20 protein-coding genes are annotated in these 26,690 nt (G+C 56.5%); 10 read left to right on the plus strand and 10 right to left on the minus strand.

What is annotated here, in order from left to right:
• Positions 1–479 precede the first annotated feature (479 nt).
• From CYR52_RS04340 to CYR52_RS04365, 6 genes are read left to right on the plus strand one after another with little or no spacing between them, the layout of a single operon-like run.
• Positions 480–827, plus strand: coding sequence for a transposase (locus tag CYR52_RS04340; protein WP_165698472.1), 348 nt, complete (start codon positions 480–482; stop codon positions 825–827).
• Between the two features lie 16 nt (positions 828–843).
• The gene (locus tag CYR52_RS04345; protein WP_165699064.1) at positions 844–1,878 is read left to right on the plus strand and encodes an ATP-grasp domain-containing protein; all 1,035 of its coding nucleotides are present in this window, start codon (positions 844–846) and stop codon (positions 1,876–1,878) included.
• Positions 1,871–3,001, plus strand: a complete 1,131-nt coding sequence (locus tag CYR52_RS04350; protein ID WP_072928247.1) for a phosphoribosyltransferase domain-containing protein — start codon at positions 1,871–1,873, stop codon at positions 2,999–3,001. Before CYR52_RS04345 ends, CYR52_RS04350 begins: the two co-directional genes overlap by 8 nt.
• Positions 3,002–3,017: 16 nt before the next feature.
• Positions 3,018–3,815, plus strand: coding sequence for an HAD family hydrolase (locus CYR52_RS04355; RefSeq protein ID WP_101828092.1), 798 nt, complete (start codon positions 3,018–3,020; stop codon positions 3,813–3,815).
• 9 nt (positions 3,816–3,824) lie between these two features.
• Positions 3,825–4,904, plus strand: a complete 1,080-nt coding sequence (locus CYR52_RS04360) for a cysteine protease StiP domain-containing protein (protein ID WP_072928248.1) — start codon at positions 3,825–3,827, stop codon at positions 4,902–4,904.
• A gap of 12 nt (positions 4,905–4,916) precedes the next feature.
• Positions 4,917–5,855: an HpcH/HpaI aldolase/citrate lyase family protein gene (locus tag CYR52_RS04365; RefSeq protein ID WP_072928249.1), complete on the plus strand. Its 939-nt coding sequence runs from the start codon at positions 4,917–4,919 to the stop codon at positions 5,853–5,855.
• A 9-nt stretch (positions 5,856–5,864) separates the two neighbouring features.
• Here CYR52_RS04365 and CYR52_RS04370 read toward each other — a convergent pair whose 3' ends face one another.
• Positions 5,865–6,764, minus strand: coding sequence for an alpha/beta hydrolase (locus tag CYR52_RS04370; RefSeq protein ID WP_072928250.1), 900 nt, complete (start codon positions 6,762–6,764; stop codon positions 5,865–5,867).
• Positions 6,765–7,029: 265 nt separating this feature from the next.
• The gene (locus CYR52_RS04375) at positions 7,030–7,899 is read right to left on the minus strand and encodes a LysR family transcriptional regulator (RefSeq protein ID WP_072928251.1); all 870 of its coding nucleotides are present in this window, start codon (positions 7,897–7,899) and stop codon (positions 7,030–7,032) included.
• A 96-nt stretch (positions 7,900–7,995) separates the two neighbouring features.
• On the opposite strand from CYR52_RS04375, the gene CYR52_RS04380 reads away from it, so the two are divergent.
• Both CYR52_RS04380 and CYR52_RS04385 read left to right on the plus strand, forming a co-directional pair.
• Positions 7,996–9,168: a YbfB/YjiJ family MFS transporter gene (locus tag CYR52_RS04380; protein WP_241522384.1), complete on the plus strand. Its 1,173-nt coding sequence runs from the start codon at positions 7,996–7,998 to the stop codon at positions 9,166–9,168.
• Between the two features lie 124 nt (positions 9,169–9,292).
• A complete protein-coding gene (locus tag CYR52_RS04385; protein WP_072928253.1) occupies positions 9,293–9,925 on the plus strand; it encodes a LysE family translocator in 633 nt (210 codons plus the stop codon).
• Positions 9,926–10,103: 178 nt separating this feature from the next.
• On the opposite strand, the gene CYR52_RS04390 is transcribed toward CYR52_RS04385, so the two are convergent.
• The 7 genes from CYR52_RS04390 to CYR52_RS04420 all read right to left on the minus strand — a co-directional run bounded on the left by CYR52_RS04390 (position 10,104) and on the right by CYR52_RS04420 (position 19,708).
• Positions 10,104–11,096 carry a replication initiation protein gene (locus CYR52_RS04390; protein WP_072928254.1) on the minus strand — a complete coding sequence of 331 codons (993 nt, stop codon included), beginning with the start codon at positions 11,094–11,096 and terminating at the stop codon, positions 10,104–10,106.
• Positions 11,097–12,472: 1,376 nt separating this feature from the next.
• Positions 12,473–12,673, minus strand: a complete 201-nt coding sequence (locus CYR52_RS04395) for a plasmid partition protein ParG (RefSeq protein WP_241506125.1) — start codon at positions 12,671–12,673, stop codon at positions 12,473–12,475.
• 2 nt (positions 12,674–12,675) lie between these two features.
• Positions 12,676–13,302 (minus strand): ParA family partition ATPase, encoded by a 627-nt coding sequence (parA, locus tag CYR52_RS04400; RefSeq protein ID WP_072928257.1) that lies wholly within the window; start codon positions 13,300–13,302, stop codon positions 12,676–12,678.
• Positions 13,303–14,817: 1,515 nt separating this feature from the next.
• Positions 14,818–15,978: a M20 aminoacylase family protein gene (locus CYR52_RS04405; RefSeq protein WP_072928259.1), complete on the minus strand. Its 1,161-nt coding sequence runs from the start codon at positions 15,976–15,978 to the stop codon at positions 14,818–14,820.
• A 941-nt stretch (positions 15,979–16,919) separates the two neighbouring features.
• Positions 16,920–17,330: an H-NS family histone-like protein gene (locus CYR52_RS04410; protein WP_072928260.1), complete on the minus strand. Its 411-nt coding sequence runs from the start codon at positions 17,328–17,330 to the stop codon at positions 16,920–16,922.
• A gap of 727 nt (positions 17,331–18,057) precedes the next feature.
• Positions 18,058–18,507: a DUF4385 domain-containing protein gene (locus CYR52_RS04415; protein ID WP_072928332.1), complete on the minus strand. Its 450-nt coding sequence runs from the start codon at positions 18,505–18,507 to the stop codon at positions 18,058–18,060.
• Positions 18,508–18,631: 124 nt separating this feature from the next.
• Positions 18,632–19,708, minus strand: a complete 1,077-nt coding sequence (locus CYR52_RS04420) for a L,D-transpeptidase family protein (RefSeq protein WP_072928261.1) — start codon at positions 19,706–19,708, stop codon at positions 18,632–18,634.
• A 536-nt stretch (positions 19,709–20,244) separates the two neighbouring features.
• Between CYR52_RS04420 and CYR52_RS04425 the strand changes: the two genes are divergently transcribed.
• Positions 20,245–21,639, plus strand: coding sequence for an MFS transporter (locus tag CYR52_RS04425; RefSeq protein ID WP_072928262.1), 1,395 nt, complete (start codon positions 20,245–20,247; stop codon positions 21,637–21,639).
• A gap of 11 nt (positions 21,640–21,650) precedes the next feature.
• The gene (locus CYR52_RS04430; RefSeq protein ID WP_101828022.1) at positions 21,651–24,038 is read left to right on the plus strand and encodes a glycoside hydrolase family 3 N-terminal domain-containing protein; all 2,388 of its coding nucleotides are present in this window, start codon (positions 21,651–21,653) and stop codon (positions 24,036–24,038) included.
• A gap of 57 nt (positions 24,039–24,095) precedes the next feature.
• On the opposite strand, the gene CYR52_RS04435 is transcribed toward CYR52_RS04430, so the two are convergent.
• Entirely contained in the window at positions 24,096–26,228 is a 2,133-nt protein-coding gene (locus CYR52_RS04435; RefSeq protein ID WP_072928333.1) for a TonB-dependent siderophore receptor, read from the minus strand.
• Between the last annotated feature and the right edge of the window lie 462 nt (positions 26,229–26,690).

Here is a 26,690-nt window from a genome sequence, read left to right on the forward strand (position 1 = left end):
ATAGTAATCCTGGAAACTGTCACTGAAGTTACGAATAAACATAGATAAACGTGATGTCATTGTAAATCTATGTAATCCAATCAGTTACTCTTAAAATATTAAGACGAAAACGTTTTAGATCATCTAATTAATTACGAATGTATTCACATGAAAAATGATTTATTCGGCCCTTTCCTATCGCTTTTTCGCCTAAAAATGGAATTTATATTCCAAAAAATAGAATTATCTCTACATTTCTTGACATAATTTGCAAAGAAAAGTAAATAGCGTTGCGCAAGCTGCTAACTATCCCGCCAACTATAAAGATGGACACCACTTCTTAGCGCATTTTTCAGCGGAAAGAAATCATTGTTACAGCTGAGTATAATCCTTGGTACACCCGCCCGAAGGATTTATTTGGTTGGCAGATTATTTTCCTGTTATTGCAGGCAGGGACAACAATGCTAAAAGCCAACAGATACAATATCTTTGACATAAAAATGCAGCTGATTTTTGCCTTTGATTCGCCTGATAGTGTACAGGACGATGAGCGGCAGATTTTGCAGGAAATTCTCCCCCATTGTACCCGCAATTTACCCTTTACCGTCGAGCAGGTTGGCCTGCTGGAAGAGGGGGTTGAGTTGCTGCTCACTATGTCGCCGGGTACGGAAATTTCCATGCTGGTAAATGCGCTGAAAACACACAGTGCCAAACAACTCGGCGAGCTGACCGGCCGCCGCAAATCAGGCTTATGGTTACGGGGTTACGGTGCGCATTCTTTAGGCGAATTGCCGGCCACCGCGGCGACCCTGGCAGCGTTAATCGCCAAAAACCGGCGGGAGAAATAACATCATGATATGGCTGATGGAAGGATTTTCATCACAGCGCACCATTGCAGAAGGACTGCGGCGTGCCATCCGGGAAAATGCCTGGTGCGGCGCACAAGGCCAGCCGCTGCAGGTGCTGGCGTCGCATCGCCAGTTCCGCCCGGAAATCACGGCGGCGGCAGACATCGCCCTGCGCGAACCTACTAATCTCACAGAAAAATTGACTTTTATCCTTACTACGGCCAGGCAGTATGGCGTCAGCGTGATCCATACAGGCAAACCCTCGGCCTGGTTTGAACAACACCGGCAGCCTATTGAGGCGGCCGGGATCACCCTGATCACCGGTGTGCGTGACGCCCGCTTCCTGACGCTGGCCGAAGATAAAGCCGCCTTTACTGAGGTGTTGGCGGCACACAACATCCCCCACACCCCGGCGGTGCGGGTGAATACCCTCGGTGAGTTGCACGATGCGCTGAACACGCTGAAAAGCAGCTGGCCGCGGCTCTGTATCAAACCCAATACCGGTATTTATGGGCTGGGTTACTGGCGGCTGGATGACGATGCCCCCGCCAACCTGATGCTGAGCGCGCCTGACCAGCGCCGTATCCGCACCTCCACGTATCTCACTGCGCTGGAAGAGAGCGGCGGGCTGAAAGAACCGATGATCGTGATGCCTTACCTGCCGGGGCCGGAGTGCAGTATTGATCTGGTTGTCGATCGCGGCCGGGTCATTGCCGCTTTGGGGCGGCGTAAAAACGGCGCGATGCAAACGCTGTTTGACCGCGGCGAAGAGATTGAGCTGGCCTGCCGTGTGGCCGGGCAACTGGAGGCGGACGGGCTGATTAATGTGCAGACCAGGGCAGACGATCAGGGCAACCCGCGGGTGCTGGAGTGCAACCTGCGCCCGAGCGGCGGGGTCGGCTATGGCCTGCACAGCGGCATTAACCTGCCGGCCATGATGATCGCCCAGCGCCTCGGCCTGCCCCTGCCGTCCCAACAACTGCGCCACACCACGGTGCGTATTGTTGACGAAGCCATCCCGGTTACTGCCAGTGAGTCACACCATGCATAATCCTTACGGCCATGAAGAACATTTTCAGGCACAGTTGCCGTCCGGCACCATGTCACTCGACCTGTTCTGCCGGCCGGGCTGGAGCGCCGATACGCTGTTTTCGATGGCGCAACGGCGTAACCCGCGCCGCGCGTTCCTGTTCGTCAGCAAAGTGCTGGGCCGGCACATCCCCTGCCCGCCCAGCCTGATGCGTAAAGCATTCAGCGACCTGGCGGATCGCATTCCCGCCGGGCTGCCCGGCCCCATCCTGGTCACCGGCATGGCGGAGACGGCCGTAGGCCTCGCCGCAGGTGTCCATGCCGTATTGCGCGCCCGCGGGGAAGACGCGGTGTTGCTGACCACGACCCGCCACCCGCTGGGCGGTGAGCTGCTCTGCCGCTTTGAAGAGGAGCACAGCCACGCCACCGCCCATCTGGTGCACCAGCCTGCCTCTGCGCCCCTGCGCGACAGCGTGCGCCAGGCCCGTACGCTGGTGATGGTGGACGATGAAGCCACCACCGGCAAAACGTTCCTCAATCTCTATCAGGCGCTGCATGAGGCGGGGCTGGATCAGCTTGAGCATATCGTGACCGCGACCCTCACCGACTGGTCTGCCGGGGCGCTGGCTGAAAAGGTGGCGCTGCCGGTCACGGCCGTCTCGCTGGCGGCCGGCCAGTGGCGCTGGACAGTGGCGGAGCAGCCGCCGTTGCTGGATATGCCGCAGGTCAATATTACCGCCCGCGGCAGCCAGCCGCTGAACCACCTGGCGGCCAGTTGGGGGCGGATGGGCGTGCGTGATGTGTCACGCCTGCTGCATACGCCCGCGCCCCGGCCGGGAGAGCGTATTCTGGTACTCGGCTCCGGGGAGTATGTCTGGCAGCCCTTTATGCTGGCAGAATGGCTGGAGAGCCAGGGTGCCCGCGTGCGGTTCGGCTCTACCACCCGCTCACCGGTGGCGCTGGGGCTGGCGATGCGCAGCGCCTTCAGTTTCCAGGATAACTACGGGCTGGGCGTGCCGATGTATCTCTACAATGTCGATCCTGCTGACTATGACCGGGTGATCCTCTGTTCAGAAACCCCGGCCTCCGCCTGGGATCCCGCCTTCCTGGCGCACTTCCCGCAACTTGAATTCCATGAGGGTTGACATGCCGCACGACCATTTGACGCGCCCGATCATCTTTACCGATCTGGATGACACCCTGTTCCAGACGATGCGCAAAATCCCTGACCCGGATGAGCAGGCCAAATCACAACCCGGCGCGCTGGATCGGGAACTGGCACCGCGCAGCTTTATGATGGCGCGGCAGGCTAATCTGGTGCAGTGGATGCTGGCGCAAGCGGAAACCATCCCGGTGACCGCCCGCGGCACGGATGAACTGGCCAGGGTCTGCATTCCGTTCGACTCTTATGCCGTCACCACCCACGGCGCGGTGATTTTAACCCCGCGGGGTGAGCCGGATGCCGCCTGGCAACACCACATCACCACGTCGCTGGCCCCTTACCAGCCGCGCCTTGCTGCGCTGGCGCAACACCTTGACACCATGCTGGCCGATCCGCAGGCGGTGGATGCGGCGTTGCCGGTGGAACCGGGCTGGTGCCGGATGAATGAAGAGTACGGCATTCCTATCTATCTGGTGATGAAAGTAAGAAACAGCGCGCACCTTGAGGCGTTGAACCGCTATGCGGATTGGGTGGCAGAGACGTTTGATCTGGAAGGTTTTTATGTCCATCGGAACGGGAATAATGTTGCCTGGCTGCCGGAGTGCATCGACAAGGGCCATGCCGTGCGCTTTTTGCTGGCGCAGTTGCGCGCCACGGCGCCGGATCGCCCGGTGCTGGGGTTTGGCGACAGCCTGACCGATTACAGCTTTATGCAGCAATGTGATTTTCTGGCGCTGCCCCAACGCAGCCAGTTACTTGCCGCCCTGCAAAATGGATTGCCCCACCCCACAGCGTAAGGAGAGAGTATGCACGCATCCCATCCCCCTTTTTCCGGTGCCTATGCGCCGGGTGATGTGCAGTTTTTGCTGTCGCCGGTGACGGTGGACTACACCCCGGTGGCGGAGAAAGAGCGCCTGATCCAGCGCGGTGAGAAGCACTATTCTGACATGCTCTCGGAAGAACCGGCCCCGTCGGCGGCGCATCAGGCGATTTACCGGCAGGCGATGGCCCAGTTTGGCCCGCGCCTGGCCGGTGAAGTCGCTGCGTTGGCGCTGGGGCTGGCAACCCAGATCAGCGCCCGGCCGCTGGTGCTGGTGTCACTGGTGCGGGCCGGGGTGCCGTTGGGCGTCTGCCTGCTGCATGCCCTGCGTGAACAGGGCATCGAGGCGGTGCATTACGGCGTCAGTATTATCCGCGACCGCGGCATCGATCAGGCGGCGCTGGACTACATCACCACCCGGCACGGCAGTGAGGGCGTGGTGTTTGTGGATGGCTGGACCGGCAAAGGGGCCATTTCACGCGAGCTGACCCGTTCGCTGGCCAACTACCCGGCATTCCGCCGCGCTGCGCGTCTGGCCGTGCTGGCCGACCCCGGCGGCTGCGCCTGGTTATCTGCCTCCGGTGAAGACTGGCTGATGCCGTTCGGCATCCTGGGTGCGCCGGTCTCCGGGCTGGTCAGCCGCTCACTCTGGCGCGATAACGGCTTTCACGGCTCAATGTATTGTGAACATCTGCATGAGCATGACGTCAGCCAGGCGTTCGTGGCAGAGATTGACGCATTACGCGCCGCGCAGACTCAGCCGGTGATTGCGGCCCGGCCCGATCCGGAGCAGCGCACCATGCTGCGCCACCTCAGCCAGCGTGTGATCACCATGCTGGCTGAAACCTATCAGGTGGATTCCCTTAACCGTATTAAACCGGGCATTGCTGAAGCGACCCGCGCAGTGATGCGCCGGGTGCCGGAGCATGTGCTGGTGAGCAACCGGAACGATGTGGATGTGGCGCTGCTGGTGCATCTGGCAGAGAGTGCCGGCATCCGGGTGGAAGAGGCAGGTGACGCGCTGGGGGTTTACCGGGCCGTCACCATCATCAGGAAAGTGGCCTGACAGGAGAAGACGATGAAACTGATTACGCCAAACGATCTGGGCGCCACCATGTATGTGCCCGCCACCCACCCGGAACTGACGGCCATTGCGCAGGGTAAAAAATACCCGGAGCTGCTGTCGATGGTGATCTGCCTGGAAGATGCGGTGCTGGATCGTGATATCCCGCAGGCATTGGACAACCTGCGCCGGACACTGGCCGTGCTGGCCAACGGCCAAACCGGCGGCGACGGCCCGTTGCTGTTTATCCGCCCACGCCATGCGCTGATGGCGTCAGCGTTAATTCGCGATGAGAGCCTGAGCCTGGCGGCTGTCGACGGGCTGGTGTTGCCAAAATTTACCCTGGATTCGCTGGACACCTGGCTTTCACTGACGGCTGGTACGCATCTGCGCTGGATGCCGACCCTGGAAGATGCGCAGGTGTATGACGTCAGCCGGATGCAGGCACTGGCGGATGCCCTGCAGGCGCGGGCTGCGGATCGGGTGCTGGCATTGCGGATCGGCGGCAACGATCTGATGAGTGTGCTGGGGCTGCGCCGCAGCCGGGAGCATACGCTGTATGAGGGGCCGCTCGGTTATGTGATCAAAATGCTGGTCAGTGTATTTGGTTCGCGCGGCTTCTCCCTGACGTCGCCGGTATGTGAACTGATTGATTCACCGGAGATGCTGCGCCGCGAACTGAAACAGGACATGCTGCACGGCATGGTGGGTAAAACAGCGATTCACCCCAGCCAGATCGCGATTATCCACGGTGCGTTGAAAGTGGCCCCACGGGATTATCAGGAAGCGCTACGCATCCTGAATGCGGACAGCGCGGTCTTTAAGTCTGACGGCGCGATGTGTGAACCGGCCACCCACGTTAACTGGGCGCACCGCATCATTCAGCTGGGGCAGAAATATGGCTATGCTGACCCGTCCGCCCCGGATGCGGAGCGCATTAACCACGTCGGCTAGCCGCGGCTTTCAACGGGCAAAATGATCCAGCAGCGCATCCTGCAACGCCAGCGGCATCACCGTCTGGTGTGACTGGCCGGGATAGAGCATAAAACTGACATGCTCGCCCCCCGGTGCCTGTTGCAGGTGCCGGGCCAGTTCCCTTACGCCGTCCACCATCGCCCGTTGCTGCCGGTGTTTCGCCAGCACTTCACGCTGTTTCTCCGGCAACGCCATTTCGCGTTGCTGAAGCGATTGCTCAAACTCCCCGACCGTTAGCCGCATCTTTTCCGGCCAGACCGGGGACGCCTGTTTCAGGGTCTCTGCCGCCAGTTTGCTCAGGTAACGATCATTCCACCACACCGACGGGCTGGCCGCATAAATATGCTGGAACGCCTGCGGATGGGTCAGTCCGGTATAGACCGCAAACAAACCGCCATAGGAATGCCCGAACAGCGCCTGCTGATGATTGTTAATCGGCCACTGCGCGGCAATGTGTGGTTTCAGCACCGTCTCAACAAAGTGATAAAACGCCTGGGCATTGCCCGGCGCACCCGGTGGGTAAGTGCCGCCTGCGGGGTTGCCCTCCAGCGCGACCTGTTCCGTCGCCGGGCGATAATCCACGTCCCGCCGCGATGCGCCCGGATACCCGACTGCCACAATCACGCCCGGCTGCATTGGGCAGCGTGCGCAGCTGTAAGCCGACATCATGCCGGCCGCCAGCGGGAATGTCGCGTTGCCGTCCAGCAGGTAGATGACCGGCCAACCGTCCGCCGGGGGCTTTTCTTGCGGCACATAAGTCATGATCTGGTAGTCGCCGCTCTGGGTGGGCAAGGTTTCAACCTGTGAACCGGGCAAGGTATAGCCCTTCCCGGCCGCCAGTGCGGTAGTCGTCAGGCAGAGGCCGAGCAGAAGGAAAAGTGCGCGCATGGTGTTGTTCCCTGTGGGTGGGCGGCGGGGGGCAATACAGGGTTAAGGCCGCCCCCTTCCGCGCCACGCGAAAAATGGCCGCCGTAGCAGGGGCGGCGCATCACTGTTTTTTATGCGGCAAAACAGTAGCACAGCGCGCAACCATATTGCTAATAATTATCATTTAGATTGAGCGGGCGACATGCTGAAAATCAAGAACCCTATGATTTCAGGATTCTATAATCCCATAATCACAGGATTACAGGATTACAGGATTACAGGATTATCAATCGCTGGGGTATTGCCGGTCAAGCAGCCCGATCAACGCATCCAGGTTCGTATTGCGCGTGCCCTTGCGCCAGATCAGCCAGATATCGGCCACCGTATTTTCCCCGGTCAACGCATGTGCCGTGACCCGCGCCGCGCCCGGCAGCGTCTGCAAGACGGATTCCTGAATCAGGGCAATACCGGCCCCCGTGCTCACACACGCCAGCATACTGTGGTAAGACTCAATTTCGACAATCCGCTTCGGCTGCACATGGCCCTCATCAAACCATTTCCCTAACCGACGCCGGTAAGAACAGGTGTTACGGAACGCAAAGACCGCATCTTCCGTGACATCCTGCGGGCCATGAATAGGGGCATGATCGCGCGATGAGATCAGTACCATTTTCTCTTTATAGAGCGGAATACCTTCCAGCTCCGGCGGCAGGCTCATCACATCCGTGAACGCGGCAGCATAGCGCCAGTTAATCACACTCTCTGTTACCTCATCCGATAAGCCGGTAAACAGCTCCAGCGTTACTTTCGGGTAGCGGTTGTGGTAGGCGGCCATCACATCCGGCAGGCGAATGGCCGCCGTGCTCTCGACCGCGCCCAGGGTAAACAACCCGCCCGGCTCTTGTCGCTGGATGGAGCGCCTGCCCTCCTCCGCCAGCTCCAGCAACCGGGTGGCGTAGCCCAGGAAATTTTTGCCCTCTGCTGATAAATGGATACGCTGTTTCTCACGGATAAACAGCTGGCACCCTAACTCTTCTTCCAGCTGGCGGATGCGGGTCGTGATATTCGAGGGCACTTTATGCAGTTGCCGGGCCGCCCCGGTAATAGAACCCAGCATCGCTGCGGTCCGGAAATACTCCAGCTGTGTGAAGTCCATATTCTTCTCCAGAGAACAACTTTTTAATTATTATTCATTATACAAGAATTACTGCGCCGGATAGGCTGCTGCAGTCATATTTTTTGGAGAAGAGTTGTGTCACCTATCCGTGTTGCCTTGACCGGGTTCTTTACCCTTATTGCTGTGATGGGCATGGGGCGTTTTTCCCTGACGCCACAGTTGCCCCTGATGTTGCAGGAGCACAGTGTTTCACTGTCTTCTGCCGGGCTGTTGGCCTCAATGAACTACATTGGTTATCTGGCCGGTGCCATTTATGCCATGCGGCTGCGCAAACAGTATGCGCGGCATTTGCGCGCCGGGCTGTGGGCAACCATCGCCGCGACGCTGCTGTCAGCGTTTACCCATGACTTTACCGCACAGGCGGTTCTGCGCTTTATTGCCGGATTAGGCGGGGCCTGGGCACTGATCCTGATCACCGCCTGGACGCAAGACCGGCTGGCCGCCGCGCAGACACCGCGCCTGTCGGCAGCAGTATTCACCGGGCCGGGTGCCGGCATCATGCTGACCGGGATTTTGGCGCTGGTGCTGACCCATGACCACGCCTCTTCCGCCCAGGGCTGGATGGTTTACGGGGGCGTTGCGTTGCTGATTGGGCTTTGCCTCCGTCGCGCCTTGCCGGATGAGATCCACCGGACGCAAGCCGCGAGCGACGCGCCCTTCTCCTGGTCACCTGCGCTGAGAAAGCTGCTGATCACTTATACGCTGGCCGGTTTCGGCTACATTTTGCCCGCAACCTTTTTATCCCAGCTGGCGAATGTGATGTTCCCCCACAGTACGCTCGCCGCCCTGTTCTGGCCGCTGTTTGGCCTGGCGGCCATTGCCGGTGTGATGGCGGTGATCTTTTTGGGCACCCGTCTGCCGACCCGGCTGCGCCTGACCCTGACGCTGGTATTACAAGCGCTGGGTGTGGCGTCCGTCGTCGCCCTTCCCGGCACGGGCGGGCTGATTGTAGGGACGCTGCTGACCGGTGGCGGCTTCCTCGCCATCATGCAGCTTGCAATGCGGATGGGGCGTGAAATTGCCCCCAGCCAGACGGCGCAGGTGGTTGGGATATTGACGACCGGTTATGCGACCGGGCAGCTGGTCGGCCCGCTGGTCTCCTCCGCCAGTGTGCACCTGTTTGGCTCGCTTTCCCCGGCACTGGGGGTCGCGGCGGCCGGTCTGCTGATCGCAGCGATCGTGACGGCATGGAACCGCCCGGCGGCAGAAAGCGAACCCGCTATCCGCTGCGAACAGCCCGGTAACTAACCATAAATCCTTTCAGGCCGCCGTTGCGGCCTTTTTTATCGCGTATTTTTCTGCGTTATCTCAAAGCGGTTGTGTACCACGCTCAGAATATCTTTAACTATTCCTTTCACAAGGAGATAAACAGATGATTGAGATGACACAACTTTTACCGTTTGCGGCGATTGCGCTGGGCATGGTGCTGACGCCCGGCCCCAATATGATCTATTTAATCTCGCGTTCGATTTGTCAGGGACGAAAAGCGGGGCTGATCTCACTGGCCGGGGTCGCGCTGGGGTTTGTGTTTTACATGTTGTGTGCTGCGTTGGGGATCACCGCCCTGGTGATGGCCGTTCCCTTTGCTTACGACACATTACGTATCGCCGGCGCACTCTATCTGCTTTATCTCGCCTGGCAAGCGGTAAAGCCCGGCGGCCGCTCCCCCTTTCAGCTGAAAACCCTGACGCCGGACAGCCCGCGTAAGTTATTTACGATGGGGCTCGTCACCAACCTGCTGAACCCGAAAGCCGCGGTGCTTTACCTCTCCTTATTACCGCAATTTATTGTGCCGGCCCACGGCCATGTACTGGCGCAGTCAGTCACGCTGGGGATGACGCAAATTGCCATCAGCGTCACGGTGAATGCGTTGATTGCGATATCTGCCGGGACACTGGCGGCATTTCTGGCCGGGCGGCCGGTATGGTTACGTGTACAACGCTGGCTGATGGGCACAGTTCTGGCAACCCTGGCTCTGCGGATGCTGGCAGACAACCGGACATAACACGAAAAAGCGGGCACCCAGCATAGAATACTGATGTGCCCGCTTTCTGATATTTTTCCTTGAAGTTTCTGAGATTCTGCGGTTCGGCAAAAGTTATTCACAGAAACGGGGGATAACTCTGTGCGTTACTTGGGTGAGACCTTGCATGGATTTTTGCAGCTCACCCGGTAACAGCCGGTCAGCTCTTGGCGGATGTGCGTTTAGAGCGGGCGTTCACTTCAGCCATAATCGCCTTCTGGCTCACCTTATCGCCAATGGTTTTATACCACCCGGCCAGCTTGCGCAGGTCCGGCAAGGCCACCTTTTCCGCCTCATCATACGCCAGCAACTTGACGCGGTACTCCTCAAAAATCTCAATACAGCTGCGCGCCCATTCCCCTTCCAGATCAGACCCAACGGAGGCCCGTGGCCGCCGCGGCAACCGCGGGCGCAAAGGCTTGGTGGCTTCCGGACAGGACTCATCCATATAAGCAAATTTTACGGCAATCACCGTGCGGCCGCTTTTAATCGGCTCCCAGACCACCGAGATATCCGTATTGGCATTGATGCGGTTGATGGTCGGTTCCAGCAATTTCTGCCGGAAGTCGCGGTAGTCCTCATATTTGCCTGCCAGCCCCGCTTTTTCCCGCATCCAGGCGAGATCCAGCGTAACCTCGATGGCTTTTGTGCTGCGGCGCCCATACAGATTTTTAGCCTTGATCAACCAGCCATACAGCCTGACGGAGAAGGGCGTATCCAGTTTGGCAATATTGGTGAAGTTGAGTTTGGTGAAAGACTCTTTGAGCTCGTAAAGGTAAGGGGCCACATCCTGGCCAAAGCGCAGCACCACCGCGCTGTGATCGTCGCTGCTGACATATTCCAGCCGCGAAAACCAGGAAAGTTGTACCGTGCGGATTTTGCCGGTTTTGCCGTCCGGCTTGTAGATGGTCACCGGCTTTTTCATCAGGCTTTCCGCCGCTTCCCGCAGCTGCCGGTGGCTGCTGGAGGGGTTGACCCCATAGATGCGCTGATAATCCTGCGGAAAAAGCCGGTAAAGGGTATCCGGTTGAGGTTTCCTGCTGTCAATTTGCGCCAGTGCCAGGTTGAGCAACCGCATCTCATCCAGCGTGACGCTGTAGGCGCCTTCCAGGAGATCGTTACCCTGAACCACAGTCAGTTTGTTGAGTTCCATGAAGCAGGATCCTAAGTGGAATGTCTTTAAATTATTCCACATAAAAAATAGCCGCGTAAAGTAAAAACAACCCTTTCAATTTATTGAATATAAAGGATTTTATGGAAGGATCTTTTTTTGGCAACAGGAAATTATTCCACATAAGGTTTTTTGGGATGTTTCAGCAATGTTACCCGGCAGGGCATTTTTCCCCTTCTGTATAACAGGAAATTTCTCCACCTTTCGCGTTTACCCCGGTCAGGCCGGCCGTGCTTTTGATGGCATTCACATTCGCATACTGGCTGCAGAGAACATGAAATCTCTCCACCTTTGCGCCCTTAGCCGCAGCAGACCCGGCCGTTAACATGAAATGTCTCCACATAACGCAGCGGATAGCCAGAGCGCCCTGCCCTGCCCCAAGCCTGGCGACACGTTTTATCGGCAGGCACAGGCAACATGAAATCATTCCACCTATCGCATTGACCTGGAGGGGCGGCTTTGGAAAGGCCTTTTTGTCCCGCTCAGGAACATGAAATCTTTCCACATAACGTGCCCGTGCGTGGGCCGTATAACGCATAAAAACGGCCTGCTAACTAACAGGAAATTTCTCCACGTATCGCCGGGGCGCCATCATATTGAGGGCAGGCAGGCAGCACACGGCAATGAACAGGAAATCTCTCCACCTATTCAGGGATAAAATGAGACATGAAATTATTCCACATTACCCATTTCTGCAGATCCTGCTGCGGCATCGCTTAGTGTACAGCTAAAAAAGATCCTTTTTACGTTTTGCCTTTGCTTAAAAAACAAGCAACATGAAATCTTTCCACATAAGAACTGTCTGAGCGTTTTAAGAAAGTTCCCTGATTTATTCTTCCTGAAATCTTATTGAATTTTAAGTTTTTATTACGAAAACAAGTAAGCAGAAACCGTAAGTTATTTAGGGGGGAAAGCAGGAGTTACATGGGGAAGGAACATGAAATTCTTCCACCTTTGAAAATATCTGCCAATCGTGGAAAAATTAAAAATATGCTAATGCAGTGTAAAATTGATCCGCATCAGCCAAAAGTTATCAACAGGAAAAAACTCCACATATAAAAACTTAGCAGGATCAGTAAGTTATCCACAGGAAATCTTTCCACATTAAGCATGAAATCCTTCCACATTAAACATGAAATCTCTCCACATGTGGCATGAAATCTCTCCACATATACGCGTTTAACCTGTTGATCCTTAATACGAAAAAGGGGCCTTAAAGAGAAAGATCTAAACTAAAAAAGAAACAAACCATTATGTTGATCCTGGATCTAACAGCGATCTTTTAAGGCGGGATCGGGGTATGGCAGGACAGACCCGATGTTTTAGAACATCAGGGCCGGAGCGGCCCTGAGAGAGGATCATTGTTCGTTATGCGCCAGCCAGCCCTGGATCAATTCGGTCAGGACATCACGCATTTCACGATCCTTCATGAAACAAGTTGTTTTGAAACGACGGTGAAGATCCTCGTCAATGTTCGTTTGCAGCTTCTTCTGCGCGGCAGAAGGCTTGGCAACAGCGTCCAGTGCAGTGGCCAGCTGTTTATGTTGGCCCAGTTTCATTTTCAATTGAGCAGCTCCAGAATCTCTTTCGTCATGATTTCAATTTCACCTTTGGCATTGCCGTCAGTGGTATCGAACACCGTTCCACCATCGAGCATGGTACGGATATAGACCTGGCGTTGGGTCGTGCCGGTTTTCAGCGCCGGGACACCGGTATCCGCAATCGACTCTTTCAACACGTCCAGCATCTTGGCGGAAGCCACTTTTTTGGTGATTAGGAACCGGGCGATGATAGGTTGCAGGTTTTCACGCGCTTCAACCACCGCCAGAATCGCACCACAGGCCGCAAAGTCCAACGGTGAGGGGGTAACAGGGATCAGCACCAAATCGCTCACCATGACCGCTGCAGACGAAATGGCAGAGATCGCCGCCGCGCCGTCGATGATGACATAGTCATAATCTTTGAGCTGCTTACGGACGGTGTAGACCTCTTTCTCAGAGGCGGCCTCTGCCAAATCAAACAGGCATTTCTCTTCTTCGTACCAGTTACTGATACTGCCCTGAGGGTCGGTGTCTACCATCACGACTCTGTGCCCTTGTCTGGCCAGGCAGGTCGCAATGTTGATGGACGTTGTGGTTTTCCCTACCCCACCCTTCCCGTTGAGGAAAGCGATGATTTTTGCTGCCATGAACTCACCTTATAATCTCAGGATTCCAGGATTCTAGGATTCCAGAATCCTATGATTACAGGATGCCGGATCAGTGTGTTTACTATAATGAAAGTTAACGGCTTCTTCAAACATATGATTCTGGAATCCCAGGATTACAGGATTCCAGAATCCTGAACGAAAGCCCCGTGTGGCCTGCATTTCGAGAAAGAAAAGCGTGGCGATAATCCTGGGATTCCAGAATCCTGGAATCCTGAACGGAGGGAATTGAGGTCTGTGCACTATGCCGCCTCTGTAGGTACGTGCCAGAGAAAAGCAGGCAGCACCCGCACCGTTTGCCGGACAGGTTGCGCCTCTTTTTTCTGTCAGCGTCAGCCCCTTCAGGGGGGCAGGCATACACGGCCTGCTGACCTGAATTAGTGAGTAAAGTGAAAAAGATATGTAACAACGGCCCCTAGTGAGAATCCTGGGATTCCAGGATGGCAGAATCCCAGGATTCTCCTTTTTTGCCTTGTACCCTCATTGTGCAGCAGGGCGGATATCAGGGGGATGAGGGACATTTCCCGAGGGCATCATAAAGCGCCTGACTGAAGTAAAAGCGTCACGGGGCAACACGATGGCCAGGTGTTAAAAAATACCTTAGCAGTGTCATTATTCACGTTGGTACGGACGGGCGAAAGAGGGTTAGTGTACAGCGCTGGGGGCGTACATTAACCTCGGACATCGGCAAAAAAAATCATTGATGGTCTCTATAGGTTCCATATACAAAAGCAGTCTGAGAAATAAAAGGTTTTGCAGCCAGGACGCCTTCAACGTGCACGTTCAGGCGGATACCCGGCACATTTTCGGTTGATCACTAAGGTTTTCACCCTCCGCCGGACAGGGGTAAAAATCAGGCGAAAAAGCCGCATGTTTTCCCAGCCGACAGGTCATCAGGGATATGTGGAGTAATTTCCTGTTGCAGGAGAGAGGCAGCACTTGTCAGACGGCAAACAGGCGGTATGCTGTTTGAAGAATCCCAGAATCCCAGAATCCCAGAATCCCAGAATCCCAGAATCCCAGAATCCTAAGATGGTAGGATCCCAGGATTTTTAAAAAGAAGCGTAATAACCCATTGCATCGGCATGAGTTCCTGGGATCATGCTGCTCAGCATCTCAGCATCTCAGCATCTCAGCATCTCAGCATCTCAGCATCTCAGCATCTCAGGATACTAAGATTCCAGGATTCCAGAATCCTCAGGAGGCAATGCAACAGGAAATCTCTCCACCTAGGGTAGAGATGATAATGGCCGCTCACATCGGCAGGGAGGCTGTGCGTTTATCCGCTCAGCCTGACAGAATGCGGAATTACGCTTATGTGGAAAGATTTCATGTGAGGTGCCGGCGCGAGGATAAAAAGCACTGGACATGCCGGAGCCGGACATAAAATCCTGAGATTACAGGATTACAGGATTACAGGATTACAGGATTACAGGATTACAGGATTACAGGATTACAGGATTACAGGATTACAGGATTCTTGCGTGCCGGTTGCCGTTACGCTTTTACCGGCATCAACTGTTCAGCCAGGGTTGTCCACAGCGTGACCCCGGTTTCGATGATGGCGTCATTAAAATCATAGTGGGCGCTGTGCAGGGAAGGGGAGGGGCAGGCTCCATCCGTGCCAAGCCAGAAATAGGCACCGGGGCACGCCTGTAACATAAAGGCGAAATCTTCTGAGGCCATGGAAGGGTTAATGCCGAATGTCACGTTTGATTCACCCAACGCCCGTTTGGCTGCCCGGCAAACCTGTTCGGCCCAGGGGGCGTGGTTCACCGTTACCGGATAGCCCCGGTGATAATCCATGGTACCGCGCACCCCAAAAGATTGCGGCAGATAAGTAACAAACTCTCCGATCAATTTTTCAACCCGATCGCGCACCGGGGTCTGTAAACAGCGAACCGTCCCTTTAAGCACTGCACGTTCCGGGATCACGTTAATCGCTTCTCCGGCACTCAGCTGCGTCACGCTGATGACGGCAGAATCGAGCGGAGAGAGCCGGCGCGCAGGAATGGTTTGCAGCGCCAGAATCAATTCAGCGGCAGCCACGAGGGGGTCTGCCCCTTCATCCGGCATCGCGGCATGACAGCCCTTGCCGGTCAGGGTGACTTCGAAAGTATCCAGTGATGCCATCATCGCGCCGCTATTCAACGCAACCTGCCCCTGCGGCAGCCCCGGCCAGTTATGCAGGCCAAAAATGGCATCCATCGGGAATAAGCGAAACAGGCCATCCTCAATCATCCGGCGCGCCCCTGCCAGGTTCTCTTCGGCAGGTTGGAAAACCAGGTGCAGTGTCCCGTTAAACTGCCGTGTCTGGCTTAAATGGCGGGCAGCGGCCAACAACATGGCGGTATGGCCGTCATGGCCGCAGGCATGCATCTGGCCGGGGATTTGCGAGGCATAGGGCAGGTTCGTGCCCTCAGTGACCGGCAGGGCGTCCATATCGGCCCGGAAACCGATAACCGGGCCGGAGCCCTGGCGGAGTGTGCCGACCACGCCGGTGCCGCCCAGGCCGCTGTAAACCTCAAACCCAAAGGTTTCCAGCAGGGCTGCAACTTGCTGAGCCGTCTTGTGCTCCTGAAAACCAAGCTCAGGCCAGGCATGAAACTGGTGGCGCCAGGCAATCGCTTCATCAATCAGCGCACGAGAAAGTGTCATGGCAAGGCTCCTGTCAGCAAATCATCAGGCCCGGAAAAGGGCAGGGGGTATATCGCGCGGCAAGGGTGAGGGCTGCGGTAAACTCACGTCATTGCAATGCATCAAGCATAGAGTACGTGAAAACCGCCGGGAAAAGAATTTATGTAAAAGAGTCACGTGGCGAATTTTCATCCATCTGATAAGCACATTGCTTATATGCCCTTCTCTGCTTATATCAAATGACACAGACAGCATTTTCCCTGCCGTCTGTTTCCCTCACTGCGAAGCATAAAAGCCCATAACCGGGAGGATATTGCAAAATTTACCCGCGGCCTTGCCGCAGGCGAAGAACTGCAGGCGAGGCATTAACAGATTTAGCAAGATGATTTTCAGGAGAAATTTATAAAAGTGTGACGGCGCTGCAAAATGGCGTAAAGCCATCACGCCACGCTTTCTGATATAGCCCGGCCTGTACCCCCGGTAATTATTGAGGTGTAAATGATTAGGGCTGGGGCATCGCGCTATGATCGGGTATCACTTCCCGCTGGGGGGATTATCACGCGGTAATGAATGGGGAACGGCACAGAATCATCAGACGGTAGTAATGGATCCTGTTAGTAGGGAAAATTAAGATTAACCCTAAATGCTATAGGGCTGCAGACTATAAACCTGACAAGCTTGCACACGGGTGTCACTGAATTTTGTGAACTGCTGCTGGGAAAAAAGCTGTTTTTTAATGCGATTGCCGTAACATGGCAAGATTAACACTGCGCAAGGTAATAGCAGCCACGCATCGGCATGATGGGCCTATTTACCTGCAAATTTAGCTTATTGCAGAACATAAAAAAACGGCCTGAGATCATCAGGCCGTTTAATTTGTTCAGGGCTGCAAAAAATGCCGCCGGCTGAACACGGATATGAGGCAAGCGCGCTTCGGAAAGCCGCCGTTCATCTCAAAAAAATTACTGCTGAATCAGGAAGCTTTCTAAGGTTTTGCCGGCATCCAGCGCTTCTTTGATCGCTGCCGGGGTGCGGCCCTGGCCGGTCCAGGTTTTCAGCTCGCCTTTCTCATCTTTGTATTCATATTTAGCCGGGCGCGGAGCACGTTTTGCTTTGCCGGTTTTGCTTTTGCTGGCTTCTGCCGCCATCAGATCGCTTGGATCAATACCATCGGCCAGCAGCATTTCGCGGTATTTTGCTAATTTGTCTTCACGCTCTTTTTGCTCTGCGATCATGGATTGTTCTTCATCACGACGTTCAGAGACCACGGACTCCAATTTGGAGAGCATCTCTTCCAGATCTTGCAAAGAAACTTCACGGGCTTGCGCACGCAGAGTACGAATGTTGTTCAGAACCTTCAAAGTATCGCTCATATCATATCCATTAGTTTAGTTAAACCAGCTATAACGCGCATACTATTGGGTGACCGATGCCGCGTTGTTTCTTTGATTATAATTGTAAACATAACTCCGCCTATTAGGCAAAGGATGTTTGTAAAAAAAAACGTAAAAAATTCTATTTCTTCCCGCCGCATTATATAGCGCCGGTGACATCACTTAATCGCGGGAATTTATAGAAACATGATCCCCATCGCCGGGCGCACCTATATTGCACCACGCCGCCGTTTTGCCAATGCAGGCGTGAATTTTTAAGCCATAACCTCTTTTAGCAATGTGTGCGTATTAGTGCCGTTAACCTGGAAAATGTTCCCCATTGTTGACCGGGCATTGAGTGGATTTACTTATTGATGGCGTTTTCTTAACGCAATACCGCCTGTGCAGGCCAGGGTGTGGGTGCCGATACACGCTAATTTCCCGGTGGTGACAGGAATAGAAAATCAGGGCAGCCCGGCAAAAGGGGAATCACTATTTCCCGCCTGTTTTTGTCAGGCAAACGCAGAATAATCTGAGAACGGGATTCTGTTTTAACACAAATTACCTGACGCGTTGCCGCTTATTCCCCCTGTAAATAAGCGGCGCGATTTTTTCAATGCGCAGAGAATTTAGAAAAAATTGCCGGGTTAGCTGATGAATCGTAAAGGTTTTCACCAGCAGCAGGGCAGGGCAGGCCGTTTCCCGGCCTGCCGCTTATGTTGCCTGATCAGCCATATTGTTGCTGATGGGCTTTCTTGCGGCGCTGATAGTCTTCATCTTCGCGCAGCCGGTCCCAATAGGCTTTAAAGACGGCGGCGGCGGCCGCTTTCTCTTCATTAACGCTGTAAGGCAGCACGTTACCGGCCTCATCATATTTGCGGCCGCCTTTATGGTTGGCGTAACGGCGCGCCCGCGTATACCCCATCTGAATAAACTTACGGGCCATATCCATCCCGACAAAGTCATCCTGTTGGCGGTACTGCTCAAACAGCTGGTAAATCGCCTCAGCGGACTCTTTGGCGACAGGCACCGTCCGGAAACGCCAGTAAGGCAGAATTTCGCTTTTATAGGGCTCTACCAGCAATACCCCCTGTTCCCCGCGGCCGACCTGGTAGCATTCAGGGTGAAGGCGGAAATCGAGGGTGGTGAAGTCCTGCTGGTAATTGAAAGGGGGCATCGGCATAAGAGATCAACGGCTCCTGTGTGGAAAGACGTAACCTAAGCGTAGCAAATCGGGGCTGGGGCAAAAAAAACGGGAGCCGTTAAGGCTCCCGTTACAGGTACAGCGAATGCGGCGGTTATCAGCCTGCGCTTGGCTCGGTCGCCGTTGGCTGGCTCTCTGCCGGGGCGGCAGGCTCACTGTTCACCGGCTGGATAACCGGCGGCTGCGGGACAACTTCCGGCTGAGGTTGTGCCTGCGGCTGATCGGTCTCACCCGGCTGCACCTGCGGCTGGGCCTCCTGCAAACCGTTTACCTTCACCGGCATCCCGGTGCGGGCCTGAATCGCCTGATCCACATCGCTGGTGTTGACGCTGGCATCACCCAGCACCTTACTGACCACCGGGGTCAGGGTAATCGGCACCGGCTGAGTCGATTTCCACTGCTCTTCAGTCTGGGAGAGCGGATTGTGTACTTCAACGTAGCGGGAGCCATCCGGTTCTACGGTGGCTTTTACCGGCTCATCGATGAACTGTACGCGGGTGCCGACCGGCACATTCTCAAACAGCCATTTGATGTCATCAGCACGCAAGCGCACACAGCCGTGGCTGACGCGCAAACCGATGCCGAAGTTGGCATTGGTGCCGTGGATAGCATACAGGCGGCCCACATAGAGCGCGTACAGGCCCATCGGGTTGTCCGGGCCGGCCGGGAAGACTTCCGGCAGGGTTTCACCGCGTGCCTGATACTCCGCATGCATCGCTTTGGTCGGCGTCCAGGTCGGGCCGTCTTTCTTACGTTGTACGGACGTCACCCAGTTAACCGGCGTGTCTTTGCCCAGCTCACCGATACCGATAGGCAGTACCACCACGGTATTGGTGCCTTTCGGGTAGTAGTACAGGCGCATCTCGGCGCTGTTGATGATGATGCCTTCACGCGGGGTGTCCGGCAGGATCAGCTGATGCGGGATCACCAGTTTGCCGGGTTGCGGCAACAACGGATCGACGCCGGGGTTGGCTTCCATCATGTTGCTCAGGCCCATCTGGAACTGTGCGGCGAAGTGCTCCAGCGGATCGGTGCTGCCTTTCGGCACATCAATGACGATGTTTTCACCCACCAGACGGCTGTTCTTGGCCGGCAGCGGATACACGACCGCAAAGGCAGCCTGGCTATAGGCGGCCACTGCGAAAATTACTGTGAATAATGCACGTATTCTCATATTGTCGTTTCGTTGAGTGTTATGCCAATTGGCAGAGGGTTAACGTCATGGCCGGGCGCTGGGCGCCAGCTGTATAGTGTAGTTTTACAAGGTACCGATAAAAATAAAGATGTGTAACCAATCACATTTTTGGGCTGTGATTATAAAGATTTATTGCCCGGCCGCCACTGTTTGTTAAACAAACAGACCATGCCATTTTTCTTATCATTTTTCGACTGCCGCAATTTGCCTTAGTACGCGGGAAACATTGCGCTAAGGCCCCGTTCTGTCTGGATATTTCCGGTGAAAGTTGTTCCCGGTCACAAACTCCGGACAAAGTAAGATTACGTAAATAGTCTGTTAATTTTCTCAATTTCACCTTTTCCCGCGTCCCACCATACTCATTCCGGCAGCAACGCCGCGCCACCTCTCCGGCGTTTTGCTGTGACGTTGCGCCTTCTATTACCAACGCGTCGCCGGATACCCGGTATGCCGTCAAAAAATAACGCAGTGGCCGGGCGGCCGTTATCTTTTTGACCTTACATGAGAAGATACACATGACCCGTTTCCCCGCACTCTCCGTCACTGACAAAATAGGCTATGGCCTGGGCGATATGGCCAGCGCGCTGGTCTGGCAAACTGCCACCCTGTTTCTGGCCTATTTCTATACCGATGTGTTTGGCCTGCCGGCCGCCATCATGGGCACCCTGTTCCTGGTGGTGCGCGCAGTCGATGCGCTGATCGACCCCTGCATCGGCACGCTGGTAGACCGCACCCAGACCCGCCACGGCAAATTCCGCCCCTGGCTGCTCTGGATGGCGATCCCGTTCGGTGTCTGCTGCCTGATCACCTTCTATGTGCCGCCGGTCTCCGCCACGCTGAAAATTGTTTACGCCTGCGTAACGTACAGCCTGCTGAGCCTGGTCTACTCCGCCATTAATGTGCCCTATTGCGCCATGCCCGGCTCCCTGACGCTTGACCCGCGCGAACGGCATTCGCTGCAATCGTGGCGGTTTGCGCTCTCCTTTATTGGCGGGCTGGTGGTCACCGTCGTGGCGCTGCCGCTGGTGGACTGGCTGGGCAGCGGCAACCCGCAGCGCGGTTATTTCTTTGCGATGGGCTTAATGGGATTGCTCGGCGTGGTGCTGTTTCTTGCCTGCTTTATGTTGACCAAAGAGCGCTACCACTCGCCTCACGATAAACGCCACAGCCTGCTGGGCGACTTGCGGGTGCTGTCGCAGAACCGCCAGTGGCGTCTGGTGTTTGTTTTTAACATCCTGTTACTGGTGGCCGTGGTCACCCGCGGCTCGGCGACCATCTATTACGTGAAATATGTGATGCTGCGGCCTGAGCTGGTGTTCGCCTTTATTGTCTCCGGCATGTTGGCTGCCCTGTTCGGCGCGCTGCTGTCTGAAACGCTGCTCGGCAAATTCGACCGGGTACGCGCCTACCAGTGGACCATTGCCGCTTACGTCATCATCGGCGGCCTGATCTTCTTTATCCCACCGTCTGCCGTCTGGCTGATTTTCACCATCAACATCGTGTTCAGCTTTGTGCAGAACCTCTCCACCCCCCTGCAATGGGCCATGTTCTCCGACGTGGTGGACTACGAGGAGCACCGCAGCGGCCGCCGCCTGGATGGGCTGGTGTTCTCCACCGCGCTGTTTGCCATCAAATTTGGTCTGGCGCTGGGCGGGGCGGTTGTGGGTTGGGTGCTGGGGTTTGTGGACTATTTGCCGAATACCGCCCAGCAGCCTGCCGGGGTGGTCACCACCATCAATGCCCTGTTTACCCTGGTGCCGTCCGTGCTGTTTATCGCGATGGCGCTGCTGCTGTTTGCCTACAAGCTCAACAGCCAATATGTGCGGGAAATCGCCGCCCAGCTGGCAAAAAAACGTGATAACGCCCGGCCGGACGATCTGCCGGCCCCCGGTTCCGCCCACGCTTTATAAGGAGCATTTTGATGTCTTTTCTCTATAAGGATGCCACGCAGCCGATCGCGGCGCGCGTACAGGATTTGTTGTCCCGCATGACGGATGAAGAGAAATATGCCCAGATGCACGCTTTCTGGCTGATCCTCTCGCCGGACGGCCAACACCGCAACCGCGGCGACCTCAGCGACGATTTCGCCGGTGCCGCCGCAGAAGATGATCTGGCGACCCGCCTGTTTGCCGGGATCGGCCAGATAACCCGCCCGCTCGGCACGCATATCGTCGGGCCGAAAGAGGGCGTGCGGGCGCTCAACCGGCTGCAAAAAACGCTGATGGAAGAGACGCGGCTCGGCATCCCGGCGATGTTTCATGAGGAGTGCCTGGTCGGGCTGCTGTGCAAAGATGCGACGCTGTTTCCCTCGTCGCTCAGTTACGGCGCGACCTGGGACCCGGATCTGATTGAACAGGTGGCGGCGGCCATCCGCACCGAGGCGCAACGCGTCGGCTGCCATCAGGGGCTGGCGCCGGTACTGGATGTCTCGCGGGATGTGCGCTGGGGCCGCACTGAAGAGACATTCGGCGAAGACCCGTATCTGGTCGGCAAAATGGCAACCGCCTATGTGCGTGGGTTGCAGGGGCCGGGCCGCGATCTGCTGGCGACGCTGAAACACTATGTGGGCCACTCGTTCAGTGAGGGGGCGCGGAACCATGCGCCGGTGCATCTGGGCTTCCGCGAACTCAATGACACCTTCCTGCTGCCGTTTGAGATGGCTGTCAAACTGGCAAATGCCGGATCGGTGATGCCCGCTTACCATGACATCGACAACCAACCCTGCCACAGCGACGCATTTTTGCTGACGGACGTGCTGCGCAATCGCTGGGGCTTCGACGGCCTGATTGTGGCGGACTACGGCGGCGTCAGTCTGCTGCACCAGCACCACGGCATCAGTGCGGACGGCGCGGAGTCCGCCGCGCTGGCGTTTAACGCCGGGCTGGACATCGAACTGCCGAAGGATGATTGCGCCCGCCACCTGGCAGAGGCGCGGCAGCGCGGGCTGATTTCCGCTGAAAAGATCGATGAAATCGTGGGCCGTATCCTGCATGAGAAATTCCGGCTGGGGCTGTTTGAACACCCCTATGCCGATGAAAACGCCGTGGTGCTGCAAGAGGAGAGTACCCGGCAGCTGGCGTGGCGGGCGGCGGTGCGCTCGGTCACGATGCTGGAAAACAACGGCATCCTGCCGCTGAAGCCGCAGGCGGGGCAGACGATCGCGGTGATCGGCCCGACCGCTGACGATCCGCTGGCGTTATTGAGCGGGTACAGTTTCCCGGTGCATCTGATCATCAGTGACATGACGGCGCAAACCGGGCAGATCACCACGCCGTTACAGGCACTGCGCAACTGTTATGGTGAGGCAGCGATCCGTTACGCCAAGGGGTGCCACATTCTGGAACAGCGCACGGCGGGCGCACCGGTGTTCCCCGGTGACAGCGGCAAACCGCTGCAACATTCGCCGGTGTCGCAGGACACCCACCTGATTGCGGCGGCGGTGGAGCAGGCGCGGCAGAGTGAGGTGGCGCTGGTGTTCGTCGGCGATCTGGCCGGGCTGTTCCAGAGCGGCACCGTGGGCGAAGGGTCAGACACCGACAGCCTGCAACTGCCGGGTGTGCAGCAGCAGTTGCTGGAAGCCGTCGTCGCGACCGGCACGCCGACCATCGCCATCCTCACCGGCGGCCGCCCCTATTTCCTGAACGGGGTGGAAGAGAAGCTGGCGGGTTACCTGGTGGCGTTTGCGCCGGGGCAGGAGGGCGGCCGCGCCATTGCCGACGTTCTCAGCGGGCGCGAGCCGCCGTCAGGCCGTCTGGTGCTGTCGGTGCCGAAAAGCGCCGGGGCGATGCCCTACTACTACAACCATAAACTGAAAAGCGGCGGCACGCCGATCGCCTTCCCGTTCGGCGCGCGCTATCCCTTTGGCTATGGCCTGAGCGGCACCACTTTCCGCTATGACGATCTGCACCTGGAAGAACCGGCGGTGCCCGGCGAGAACGGCACGCTGAAGGTGCACGTCCGCGTGACCAACAGCGGCGAGCGGGCCGGCAGTGAGGTGGTGCAGGTGTATGTCAAAGACCGGCTGGCTTCGCTGGTGCGGCCTGTCCATGAGCTGAAAGCGTTCCAGCGTGTGGCGTTGCAACCCGGCGAAACGGCCCGGCTATGCTTCTCACTGCCCACAGACATGCTGAACTTCACCGATGCGCAGGGCCGCCGGGTGGTGGAGCCGGGCGAATTTGAGATTCAGGTGGGAGCGTCAAGCGCGGACATCCGCGCCAGGGTGGTGGCGAACGTTACCGGCCCGCTTTGGGTGCTGCCGAAATACTGGCGGATGGAGAGCCAGTGTGACGTAACGATTGGGCGTGACTGACACGCATAAAAAAGCCCGGCATCTGCCGGGCTTTTTGTGGGTTGCTTGCCGCTGAAATCAGAAATCGTAACCCACGGTCGCGACCACGGTGCGCTCCTGGCCCCAGTAGCAGTAGCCGGTGCCGTAGCAGGCGGCGACGTACTTCTTGTCGGTCAGGTTGTTGACGTTAAGCTGCACGAAGGCACCTTTCAGCTCTGGGCTGAACTGGGCCAGATTCATCCGTACCGAGGCGTCAAACAGCGTGGCGGACGGCATACGCAGGGTATTTTCGTTGTCTGCCCACTGGGTGCCGATGTAACGCACACCTGCGCCCAGATCCACCCCGATCGCGGAGTTGTACTGGCCCCACAGGGATGCCATCTGCTTCGGCGTGACGTACGGGGTATTGCCGTCGTTGCCGTCAACCGCATCTTTGAAGCGCACTTTGTTATAGGTGTACCCGGCGATTACGTTGAAACGATCGGTGATCGGCGTACGCGCTTCCAGCTCCAGCCCCTGGGAATGGACTTTCCCGGCCGGGACATAATAGCTGCCCTGTACGATGCGGTTCGCCACATCTTTTTGGGTCAGGTCATACAGCGCGGCGGAGTACAGTGAGGCACTGCCCACCGGCTGGTATTTCACGCCCACTTCATACTGCTCGCTGGTGGTCGGCTTCAGCAGATTGCCGTTAATGTCGGACAACGTCGCCGGGGTGACGGCGGTGCTGTAGCTCATGTACGGCGAAATGCCGTTATCGAACGCGTACAACAGGGAGGCGCGGCCGGTCACATGATCGTCGCTGCGCTCATCGGTCACGTCGGTTTCATAGGTGGTGGCCTTGGACTTCAGGTTGTCATAGCGGCCGGACAGGGTCAGGTGCCACTTGTCGAGCTTCATGTCATCCTGCAAATACCCGCCGGTCTGGGTGTATTTGCGTTTAACGTGGCTGCCGAACACGCCGGGGGTAGTGAAGGCGCCGTCCTGGTAGAGCGTGTCGCCGCCGGTTGTGCCGGTATACGGATTAAGGTTGGTGGCGTAGCCGCTCTCAGACGAGGTGTCATTGGTGAAGTGCTGGAAGTCAAAGCCCACCACCACTTTATGCTCCAGCATCCCGGTGGCGAAATCCGCTTCGAGCTGGTTATCAATCGCAAAGGCATCCAGCGAAGAGTCTTCACCGGAGTAGTAGCGGCTCATCTCCGTGCGGTCAGCATTCCAGCCAATACCATAGACCTGCTCCAGTTTGGTGTTGGAGTGGGTATAGCTGGCGTTCTGGCGGAATGACCAGGTTTCGTTGAACGCGTGCTGGAATTCGTAGCTGTAGATCTGCTCCCAGCGCTTGAAGACGTTGTGGCTGCTTTCACCGTCGAAGAAGCCGCGGCTCAGGCGATCGCCATACAGGCTGCCGTCAGCCGGGACGGCGGAGTGGTAGCCGCCGGACGGATCTTTTTGCAGGTACGCGCGCAGCAGCAGGGAGGTGTTCTCATCCGGCTGCCACAGCAATTGCGGGGAGATGGCGTAACGCTCTTCGCGCTGGTGGTCGTATTGGGTGTCACTGCTGCGGGTCATGCCGGTGATGCGGTAGGCCCACTGTTCGTTGATCGCGTCGGTGTAGTCAAACGCGCCGCCTTTGGTATTGAAGTTACCGCCGGAGAGGCGCACATGGCCTTCAGGGGCGAACTGCGGGCGCTTGGTGCTCTCGATCACCACGCCGCCGGGAATGCCCTGGCCGTACAGCGCGGAGGAGGGGCCTTTCAGCACATCAATGCGCTCCAGGAACCACGGGTCAACCTGCAGGGCGTTATAGCTGCTGCCGTCGCTTAACAGGCGCAGGCCATCCAGGAAGGTGTTGTTCACGTCGCCGCCGTGGAAACCACGCAGGGACACGGTGTCATAACGGGTTGCGCCACCGGCAAAGTTGGTGAACACGCCCGGCGTGTAGTTCAGCGCGGCGTTAACGGTGGTGGCGTTCTGGTCATCCATTTGCTGGCGGGTGACCACAGACACCGCCTGGCCGGTGGTAATCAGGGGCTGGTCGGTTTTGGTGGCACTCCGGCTGGTTTTTGCACTGTAGCCCTGGGTGGGGGTATCGGCCGTTTCGGCCGGTTGGGCGGTGACGACCACCGTATCTTCCGCCAGGGAGGCGAGGGGAACAAACAGCGCAAGGGAACACAGCAGGCTGGAGCGCTTCAGGTTAAAAGCCGACAACATATTCATCATCCCTATAAAAATCTTTTGCAGTTAAGAGAAAGAGCAACGCGTGTGAGTCATACAAAAATCTCATCTGCCTGCCCTTTTCCGGCCCGCGAGATGAGATAAAGTCATATAGTGTAAATCTAATGATAATTATTATCATTATTGTTGGTTGGATTCAAGAGGATGTATCAAGATATTGCTGTGGAAAACCGTGGTTTATCCGCATGATGGGAAAGGAATAATCCGGCAATGTTAAACTAAAGTTAAGGAAAAGTGTCAGTGAATTCTGCCCCGGCAAGGCGCGGGCTGAACAACGCCTCACGTTTAATAAAAGGTGTTAAACCATTTTTTTGCTTCAGTAGAAAATAAAAAACTCCCCGCCTGTCCGTTTCCCCCGCTTTTGGCAATCACCGCCGTTGCCCTGCCAAATGTTATGTCAGTGATAAATCTTTAGAGGAAAAAAGTATCTTTTTTCAC

The organism is Chimaeribacter arupi (genome assembly GCF_002858805.1).
Lineage (GTDB): Bacteria > Pseudomonadota > Gammaproteobacteria > Enterobacterales > Enterobacteriaceae > Chimaeribacter > Chimaeribacter arupi.

Excerpts from the sequence above, each read along its gene's own strand:
- CYR52_RS04340 (WP_165698472.1), top strand. The coding sequence starts at position 480 with ATGCAGCTGATTTTTGCCTTTGATTCGCCTGATAGTGTACAGGACGAT.
- CYR52_RS04345 (WP_165699064.1), top strand. The coding sequence starts at position 844 with ATGGAAGGATTTTCATCACAGCGCACCATTGCAGAAGGACTGCGGCGT.
- CYR52_RS04350 (WP_072928247.1), top strand. The coding sequence starts at position 1,871 with ATGCATAATCCTTACGGCCATGAAGAACATTTTCAGGCACAGTTGCCG.
- CYR52_RS04360 (WP_072928248.1), top strand. The coding sequence starts at position 3,825 with ATGCACGCATCCCATCCCCCTTTTTCCGGTGCCTATGCGCCGGGTGAT.
- CYR52_RS04365 (WP_072928249.1), top strand. The coding sequence starts at position 4,917 with ATGAAACTGATTACGCCAAACGATCTGGGCGCCACCATGTATGTGCCC.
- CYR52_RS04370 (WP_072928250.1), bottom strand. The coding sequence starts at position 6,764 with ATGCGCGCACTTTTCCTTCTGCTCGGCCTCTGCCTGACGACTACCGCA.
- CYR52_RS04375 (WP_072928251.1), bottom strand. The coding sequence starts at position 7,899 with ATGGACTTCACACAGCTGGAGTATTTCCGGACCGCAGCGATGCTGGGT.
- CYR52_RS04385 (WP_072928253.1), top strand. The coding sequence starts at position 9,293 with ATGATTGAGATGACACAACTTTTACCGTTTGCGGCGATTGCGCTGGGC.
- CYR52_RS04390 (WP_072928254.1), bottom strand. The coding sequence starts at position 11,096 with ATGGAACTCAACAAACTGACTGTGGTTCAGGGTAACGATCTCCTGGAA.
- CYR52_RS04395 (WP_241506125.1), bottom strand. The coding sequence starts at position 12,673 with ATGAAACTGGGCCAACATAAACAGCTGGCCACTGCACTGGACGCTGTT.
- parA (WP_072928257.1), bottom strand. The coding sequence starts at position 13,302 with ATGGCAGCAAAAATCATCGCTTTCCTCAACGGGAAGGGTGGGGTAGGG.
- CYR52_RS04405 (WP_072928259.1), bottom strand. The coding sequence starts at position 15,978 with ATGACACTTTCTCGTGCGCTGATTGATGAAGCGATTGCCTGGCGCCAC.
- CYR52_RS04410 (WP_072928260.1), bottom strand. The coding sequence starts at position 17,330 with ATGAGCGATACTTTGAAGGTTCTGAACAACATTCGTACTCTGCGTGCG.
- CYR52_RS04415 (WP_072928332.1), bottom strand. The coding sequence starts at position 18,507 with ATGCCCCCTTTCAATTACCAGCAGGACTTCACCACCCTCGATTTCCGC.
- CYR52_RS04420 (WP_072928261.1), bottom strand. The coding sequence starts at position 19,708 with ATGAGAATACGTGCATTATTCACAGTAATTTTCGCAGTGGCCGCCTAT.
- CYR52_RS04425 (WP_072928262.1), top strand. The coding sequence starts at position 20,245 with ATGACCCGTTTCCCCGCACTCTCCGTCACTGACAAAATAGGCTATGGC.
- CYR52_RS04430 (WP_101828022.1), top strand. The coding sequence starts at position 21,651 with ATGTCTTTTCTCTATAAGGATGCCACGCAGCCGATCGCGGCGCGCGTA.
- CYR52_RS04435 (WP_072928333.1), bottom strand. The coding sequence starts at position 26,228 with ATGTTGTCGGCTTTTAACCTGAAGCGCTCCAGCCTGCTGTGTTCCCTT.